Source organism: Winogradskyella sp. (genome assembly GCF_025210595.1).
Classification (GTDB): domain Bacteria; phylum Bacteroidota; class Bacteroidia; order Flavobacteriales; family Flavobacteriaceae; genus Winogradskyella.
On the sequence record NZ_JAOARH010000027.1, the window covers coordinates 1 to 7,667 of the forward strand.

Sequence of the window (7,667 nt, forward strand, 5' to 3'; positions counted from 1 at the left end):
ACTTACAGAAATATTAGACTTTGGATCTGCTGTTATGGACGAAGTGATTGCAGAAAAAAAAGAATTTGTTTTTGAGTTAGGTCTACATCCTAATAAATTTCAGCAAATAGAGCTCGATGAAGATGGTAATAGAATTTATTCAGAAAATTATATTAGAGTTGAGTAGTAAAATTTATAACTGAGATTTCTAATTATAAAAATTGAATTCCTCACTAATACGTTTTGTTATAAACCTAAATCTATAGTTTTTTAATTTATTATATATTCTCATAATACCTTCTGAAGAAAACCAACCTTTATGATTATTAAACCTTTTAATGTTTGAAAAACTCATTAAATGGTTTTCTCCATTTGCCATGCTATATATACCTCCATAAAATGGAAGCGGTATCAGTTTTATCTGATTATTTAATTCTGTTAGACGATGATCAAAATATAAAATAGGATCTACCTCAAAAAAATAGTCTAACAATTTGGGCTTTATTATAATAGAACTTCCGCATAAATAGCTAAACTTAAATGTTGCAAACAAAAAAGATTTTCCATCAAAATGTAAATAACCATTCTTTATATACCATCCTGATATATCTTCTTTATTGCTATTAACAAAACTAGAAATTTGATTACTTACGTAATCATCAGAGTCTACAATCATTACATAAGTTGTATTAAATTTTTCTTTGGCATACTGAGAACCAACCTCTATTTTTTTTCCTTTATCAACCTCTCTACGCTTATTAATACTTTCATCACTCTCTGATTTATTACGAATAGGAGGTTCAAAATCTACCTGAACGTAATGAATATTTTTATGAGTAAAATTTATTGTTGGGATTTCGTGACAAACCGCAACTAACTTAAAGTTTTGATCTGTTTGATTGCATATAGATTTAAATGTTCTTTCTACCAATTCACAAAAAACTGACCAGTTATCAGAAACTTGTTTACTTTTTATCGGCACAATAAATGTTAACATATTAACCTAGTTATATAAGGCTAAACTAAATGAATATTATTCAGAATAAGCAAAATAATCGATAAACTATAGAATAATGTGTATGGAATAAAGCCAAAAAACAAAAAGCTTAGCAAATGCTAAGCTTTTCTGTTAAAAGTCGGGGTGGCAGGATTCGAACCTGCGACCTCCGCGTCCCAAACGCGGCGCGATAACCGGGCTACGCTACACCCCGAAAATTTTGGTTATCAATTTTAGGTTTGCAAATATAGAGCTTTTCTTTACAATCTAACAACATTTTTTCTAACTTTAAGAATTGATTTAATACCTCATTTTAATTATGAAATTAAAACTACCTGTTTTTGCACTAGTTCTTATCTGCACATTAACCTGTGCTCAAGATAAAAACCCAACAAATAAAGAAAATGGTTATGAAGTTATTGTATCTGATTTAAATATTCCTTGGGGATTTACTTTTCTACCAGACAATTCTATATTAATAACAGAAAAATTAGGAAAATTAATTCATTTTAAAAAAGGTATCAAAACAGAAATAACAGGTTTACCAGAAATTTTTGCACATGGCCAGGGAGGCTTAATGGATATCATTCTTCATCCAAACTATAAAGACAATAATCTAGTTTATTTCTCTTATGCTTCATCAGATGACAATGAAGATGGTGGTAACACTACAATAGCGTGTGCAAAATTTAAGAATAATAAACTTTTAGATTGGAAAGTATTATACAAGGCCAAACCCAACTCTAACCGTGTTCAACATTTTGGCTCGCGACTTGCTTTTGATAATAATGGTCATTTATTCTTTTCTATTGGAGATAGAGGAGATAGAGATATTAACCCACAAGACATTACTAGAGATTGCGGAAAAATTTATCGTATAAATGATGATGGTTCTATTCCTGAAGATAACCCATTCACAAATATCTCTGATGCCAAAAAAGCCATTTATTCTTATGGTCATAGAAATCCGCAAGGCATGGTTAAACATCCAAAAACAGGTAAAATTTGGACACATGAACACGGACCAAAAGGTGGTGACGAAATTAATATTATTAATGCTGGAAAAAATTATGGTTGGCCCATAATTAGTTATGGTGTTAACTACAGCGGAACAAAATTTACGGAAATAACAGAAAAAAAAGGTATGGAGCAGCCTTTACATTATTGGGTTCCGTCTATTGCGCCAAGCGGCATGGCTTTTATTAACAGTGACAAATATGGTGATTGGAATGAAAACTTATTAGTAGGCTCATTAAGGTTTCAATATTTAAATATGTGTACTCTAAAAGACGGCAAGGTTATAAAAGAGGAAAAATTGCTTAATGGTTTGGGTAGAGTAAGGTCTGTAGAGCAAGGTCCAGATGGTTATATATATGTTGGTATAGAAAATTTAGGAATTGTAAAACTGATTAAAAAATAGCTGATATTAAGAATTATAACAATAACTTTTAAAAAAATAATTACAACTAATTAATTCAGCTAAAGGAAGTGATAAAAGTTATTAAAAACTAGATGTAATTAGCTAACTTTGTATAACTAATTTAATCTAAGAACTACAATGCTAATAATCGGAATTGCTGGCGGAACAGGATGTGGTAAAACCACAGTTGTAAATACAATTCTTAAAGAACTTCCTGAAGGGCAAGTTGGTGTTATCTCACAAGATTCTTATTATAAAGACACTTCGCATTTAAGTTTTGAAGAACGGGTGAAAATTAATTTTGACCACCCAAGATCTATAGATTTTGAATTACTACAACAACATCTCAAAGAACTTAAAGAAGGTAAATCCGTAAACCAACCTGTGTATTCTTTTGTAAAACACAACCGCACTGGAGATGTTATAGTAACTAAGCCTAGAAAAGTGATGATAGTTGAAGGAATCCTTATATTATCTCACAAAGAAATTAGAGACCTTTTTGATATTAAAATATATGTACACGCAGATTCTGATGAACGTTTAATTCGTCGATTAAAGCGAGATATTTCTGAACGTGGTAGAGACATAGACGAAGTATTATCAAGATACCAAAATACTTTAAAACCTATGCACCAGCAGTTTATTGAGCCAATGAAAGAATATGCAGATCTTATTATACCTAACAATAAATACAACACTGTTGCTGTAGATATCGTTAAAACAATAATTAACGAACGTTTATAATGGGTATATTAAATCATAAATATTTAAAACCATTTAAAAATATTTATCTTTTGGTATTTATTGTATTTGCAATATGGATGCTGTTTTTTGATGCACACTCATTACTCTTTCATCATGAGTTAAACAATGATATAGAAGAATTAGAATACCAAAAAGAACATTACAAAAACGAAATAGCCAAAGACAATAAAGCCATTAAGGATTTAAGTACCGAAGAAGGTATTGAGCGTACAGCACGCGAAAATTATTATATGAAAAAGCCTGACGAAGATATTTTTATTATAGAATACGAAGACAGCATAGCTAAACAAGATAAAGATGAGTAAGCCATTATTTAAAGGCTTTGAAGGAGTTTCTTCAAAAGCCTGGAAACAAAAAATACAAGCAGATTTAAAAGGTGCTGACTATAACGACACACTTATCTGGAAAACTAACGAAGGTATAGATGTAAAACCCTTTTATCATTCTGATGAGTTTGAAACCTTAGCAGAAACATCTACCAGCAAAGCGACTGAATGGAAAATATGTCAAACCATAGAAGTCATTGACACAAAAGAGGCTAACGCTAAAGCTATAAATGCTATTGAAAGAGGCGCTGAAAGTATTCTGTTTTTAATTAATTCTGAAGACATTTCTATAAAAGATTTACTTCAAAATATAGATTTAGAAACCATTTCTATTGAAATAAAATACTGTTTCTTATCCAATCTAAATGAGGAGCTTCAACCTAAAGCAAACTATCATACAGACATTATAGGTAACCTTGCCAAAACAGGAAATTGGTATAATAACCTAACAGATGACCATTCTAAATTTGAAGCTATCGTAAAAGCGACTAATCAATTTTCTATTGATTTAAGCCTCTATCAAAACGCAGGTGCAAATATTGTACAACAATTAGCCTACAGTCTAGCACACGCTAATGAATATCTTAATCATTTAGATAAAATTCTTTCGAGTGAAGCAAAGCAATCGCTTCTAGTAACATTCAATGTAGCTGTTGGTTCAAACTATTTCTTCGAAATTTCAAAACTTAGAGCTTTAAGATCATTATGGGCTACAATTGCATCTGAATATCATGTTAACACCGATTGCAAGATTATTGCAACACCAAGCAAACGCAACAAAACCATTTACGACTATAATGTAAATATGCTTCGTACCACTACAGAATGTATGAGTGCTGTTTTGGGTGGAGCCAATGTAGTTTCTAATGCTCCTTACGATAGTCTATATCACAATCCAAATGAATTTGGTGAGCGCATAGCTCGTAATCAACTATTAGTATTAAAAAGCGAAAGTTATTTTGATAAGGTAAATAACCCAACCGATGGTGCTTATTATATTGAAAGCTTAACAGAGCAATTGGCAGAAAAGGCTTTAGATCTTTTTAAAGATATTGAAGCTAATGGTGGATTCTTACACCAGCTGAAAGAAGGCATTATTCAAAGAAAAATTAAAGAAAGTGCCGCTAAAGAGCAAGATGGTTTTAATGCAGAAAACATCATCCTTCTTGGTACAAACAGACACCCAAATCCTGCCGACAAAATGAAAGATGAGTTAGAAATAAGTCCGTTTTTAAAGATTGAAAAACGAAAAACACTTATTGAGCCAATTATAGAAAAAAGATTATCTGAAGAATTAGAAATTAACAGGTTAAATGAAGAGTAGATTTATAATAGGTCGAACCTCTAATTCATTTACACATTAAATTATTTAAAGATGAGCAGAAAAAATCTTCAACATATAACGCTAAAATCTTCAGGAAACAATCCTAAAGACAAAAACAAAGAATTCCTTACCGCAGAAACCATTAAGGTAAAGTCTACATATTCCAAAGAAGATATTAAAGATTTAGAACATTTAGATTTTGTTGCTGGTATAGCGCCTAATCTTCGTGGTCCTTATTCAACCATGTACGTAAGACGTCCTTGGACCATTAGACAATATGCAGGTTTTTCTACAGCCGAAGAAAGTAATGCCTTTTACAGAAGAAACTTAGCTGCTGGACAAAAAGGATTGTCCGTTGCTTTTGATTTGGCAACACACAGAGGCTATGATTCCGATCATGAACGTGTTGTTGGTGATGTTGGTAAAGCTGGTGTAGCCATAGATTCTGTTGAGGATATGAAAATTCTTTTCGATCAGATTCCACTAGATAAAATGTCGGTTTCTATGACTATGAACGGAGCTGTGCTTCCGATTATGGCATTTTATATTGTTGCTGCAGAAGAGCAAGGAGTAAAACCAGAACAATTGGCTGGTACTATTCAGAATGATATTTTAAAAGAGTTTATGGTACGTAACACCTACATTTATCCACCGACTCCATCTATGAAAATCATTTCTGATATTTTTGAATACACCAGCAAGAACATGCCTAGGTTTAATAGTATCAGTATTTCGGGTTACCATATGCAAGAAGCAGGAGCTACTTGCGATATAGAGTTGGCTTATACCTTAGCTGACGGTTTGGAGTACATTAGAAAAGGATTAGGTGCAGGAATGGATATTGACACCTTTGCTCCACGTTTATCATTCTTCTGGGCAATTGGCATGAATCATTTTATGGAAATTGCTAAGATGCGTGCTGCTCGTATGCTTTGGGCAAAACTGGTAAAACAGTTTAACCCTAAAAACCCTAAATCATTAGCTTTAAGAACCCATTGCCAAACTTCTGGATGGAGTTTAACAGAGCAAGATCCGTTTAACAATGTCGCAAGAACATGTATTGAAGCTGCTGCAGCTGCTTTTGGTGGCACACAAAGTTTACACACTAATGCCTTAGATGAAGCTATTGCACTACCAACCGATTTTTCGGCACGTATTGCACGCAACACGCAAATTTACTTACAGCAAGAAACGCATATTACCAAAACTGTTGATCCTTGGGCTGGAAGTTATTATGTAGAAAGTCTAACTAACGACATTGCAAACAAAGCTTGGGAACTTATACAAGAAGTTGAAGAATTAGGTGGAATGACTAAAGCCATTGAAGCTGGTATTCCAAAAATAAGAATTGAAGAAGCTGCTGCACGTAAGCAAGCACGTATAGATTCTGGACAAGATATTATTGTTGGTGTTAACAAATACCAATTAGACGAAGAAGATCCGCTTCATATTTTAGAAGTTGATAACCAAACGGTTCGTAACCAACAGATAGAACGTTTAAACCAAATTAAGTCCACTAGAAACAACGAAGACGTTACTGAAGCATTATCTAAATTAACTGAAGCAGCAAAAACAAGTGAAGGTAATTTACTAGCTTTAGCAGTAGATGCAGCTAGAAAAAGAGCTACTTTAGGCGAAATCAGTGATGCCTTAGAAGCTGAATTTGGACGTTATAAAGCACAAATAAAATCATTTAGCGGAGTGTATAGTAAAGAAATAAAAGATGACGACAGCTTTAAAAAAGCTAGAGAACTTGCAGATCAGTTTGCAGAACAAGATGGTCGTCGCCCAAGAATTATGATTGCTAAAATGGGACAAGATGGCCATGATCGTGGTGCCAAAGTGGTTGCTACAGGTTATGCAGACGTTGGTTTTGATGTTGATATTGGACCATTATTCCAAACACCAAAAGAAGCTGCTAAACAAGCCGTAGAAAATGATGTTCATATTTTAGGAGTGTCATCGCTTGCTGCAGGTCATAAAACCTTAGTACCTCAAGTTATTGAAGAATTAAAAGCTTATGGCAGAGATGATATTATGGTGATTGTTGGTGGAGTTATCCCTAAACAAGATTATCAATATTTATTTGATGCTGGTGCTGTTGCTGTTTTTGGACCTGGTACTAAAATTAGCGATGCTGCTATTCAGATTTTAGATATTTTGATTGATTAGGTTATAAGCAAAAACTTATCAGAATATATAGTACAAGAAAAAGAATGAAATTCTTATTATTTGCTGTAATTTTTCTAAAACTCAGCTATTCTTTTAGTCAAGAAGACTATTTGAAAATTGAGTACGTAAAATGTGATGAAAAATTCATTTATGAAGAAATAAAAAGATTTGATTGTGATTTTTATATAGAAACTAAATCTAGCGAATATGTAGAATATAAATTATCTCCTTTTTTTAATGTTAATGAACGCTACAGCTTAATTCATGAAGGAATAAATAAAGATTCAATCGAAATTAATAACTATAACAAGATTAAAACGGTAGAACTTATTAATTTTGAGAATTCCGATGTCTCATATTTTGATTTATCTTATCCCAAATTATCTGTTTTTCCAACTAGTATTTATAAAATTAAGCACCTAAAGGAATTAGACTTAACAAATGATAGTTACGATAGCATACCTTTAGGCATATCAAAATTAAAAAAACTTAAGAGGTTATCTTTTGGACATACACCGATTAAAAAATTACCCAAAGACTTTAAAAAACTAAAAAGATTAGAACATCTAAATATAAATTTCTCAACTATTATAGACAAAGAAGCTTTTTTTGAAACATTAGCATTACTTCCTAATTTAAAAAGTTTAGAGTTATGGTCTGTTGATTCAGAAACCAAACTTCCTA

Annotated in this window: 7 protein-coding genes and 1 tRNA gene; 6 read left to right on the forward strand and 2 right to left on the reverse strand. The window is 32.2% G+C overall.

Annotated elements, in window-relative coordinates; all coding sequences use genetic code 11:
• Positions 1–187 precede the first annotated feature (187 nt).
• Both N4A42_RS02390 and N4A42_RS02395 read right to left on the reverse strand, forming a co-directional pair.
• Positions 188–976: a hypothetical protein gene (locus N4A42_RS02390; protein ID WP_294069364.1), complete on the reverse strand. Its 789-nt coding sequence runs from the start codon at positions 974–976 to the stop codon at positions 188–190.
• A 139-nt stretch (positions 977–1,115) separates the two neighbouring features.
• A tRNA-Pro gene (locus N4A42_RS02395) sits at positions 1,116–1,190 on the reverse strand.
• A 105-nt stretch (positions 1,191–1,295) separates the two neighbouring features.
• Here N4A42_RS02395 and N4A42_RS02400 point away from each other — a divergent pair.
• From N4A42_RS02400 to N4A42_RS02425, 6 genes are all read left to right on the forward strand, one after another.
• Complete coding sequence (locus tag N4A42_RS02400; RefSeq protein ID WP_294069366.1) at positions 1,296–2,396, forward strand: PQQ-dependent sugar dehydrogenase; 1,101 nt, start codon at positions 1,296–1,298, stop codon at positions 2,394–2,396.
• A gap of 138 nt (positions 2,397–2,534) precedes the next feature.
• On the forward strand, positions 2,535–3,140 hold the full coding sequence (udk, locus tag N4A42_RS02405; protein WP_294069369.1) for a uridine kinase: 606 nt from the start codon (positions 2,535–2,537) through the stop codon (positions 3,138–3,140).
• On the forward strand, positions 3,140–3,466 hold the full coding sequence (locus N4A42_RS02410) for a septum formation initiator family protein (RefSeq protein ID WP_294069371.1): 327 nt from the start codon (positions 3,140–3,142) through the stop codon (positions 3,464–3,466). Before udk ends, N4A42_RS02410 begins: the two co-directional genes overlap by 1 nt.
• A complete protein-coding gene (locus N4A42_RS02415; RefSeq protein ID WP_294069373.1) occupies positions 3,459–4,811 on the forward strand; it encodes a methylmalonyl-CoA mutase subunit beta in 1,353 nt (450 codons plus the stop codon). Before N4A42_RS02410 ends, N4A42_RS02415 begins: the two co-directional genes overlap by 8 nt.
• A 51-nt stretch (positions 4,812–4,862) precedes the next feature.
• Positions 4,863–6,983 (forward strand): methylmalonyl-CoA mutase, encoded by a 2,121-nt coding sequence (gene scpA / locus N4A42_RS02420; RefSeq protein ID WP_294069375.1) that lies wholly within the window; start codon positions 4,863–4,865, stop codon positions 6,981–6,983.
• A 44-nt stretch (positions 6,984–7,027) separates the two neighbouring features.
• A partial coding sequence (locus tag N4A42_RS02425; RefSeq protein WP_367172466.1) for a leucine-rich repeat domain-containing protein occupies positions 7,028–7,667 on the forward strand: 640 nt, incomplete at its 3' end.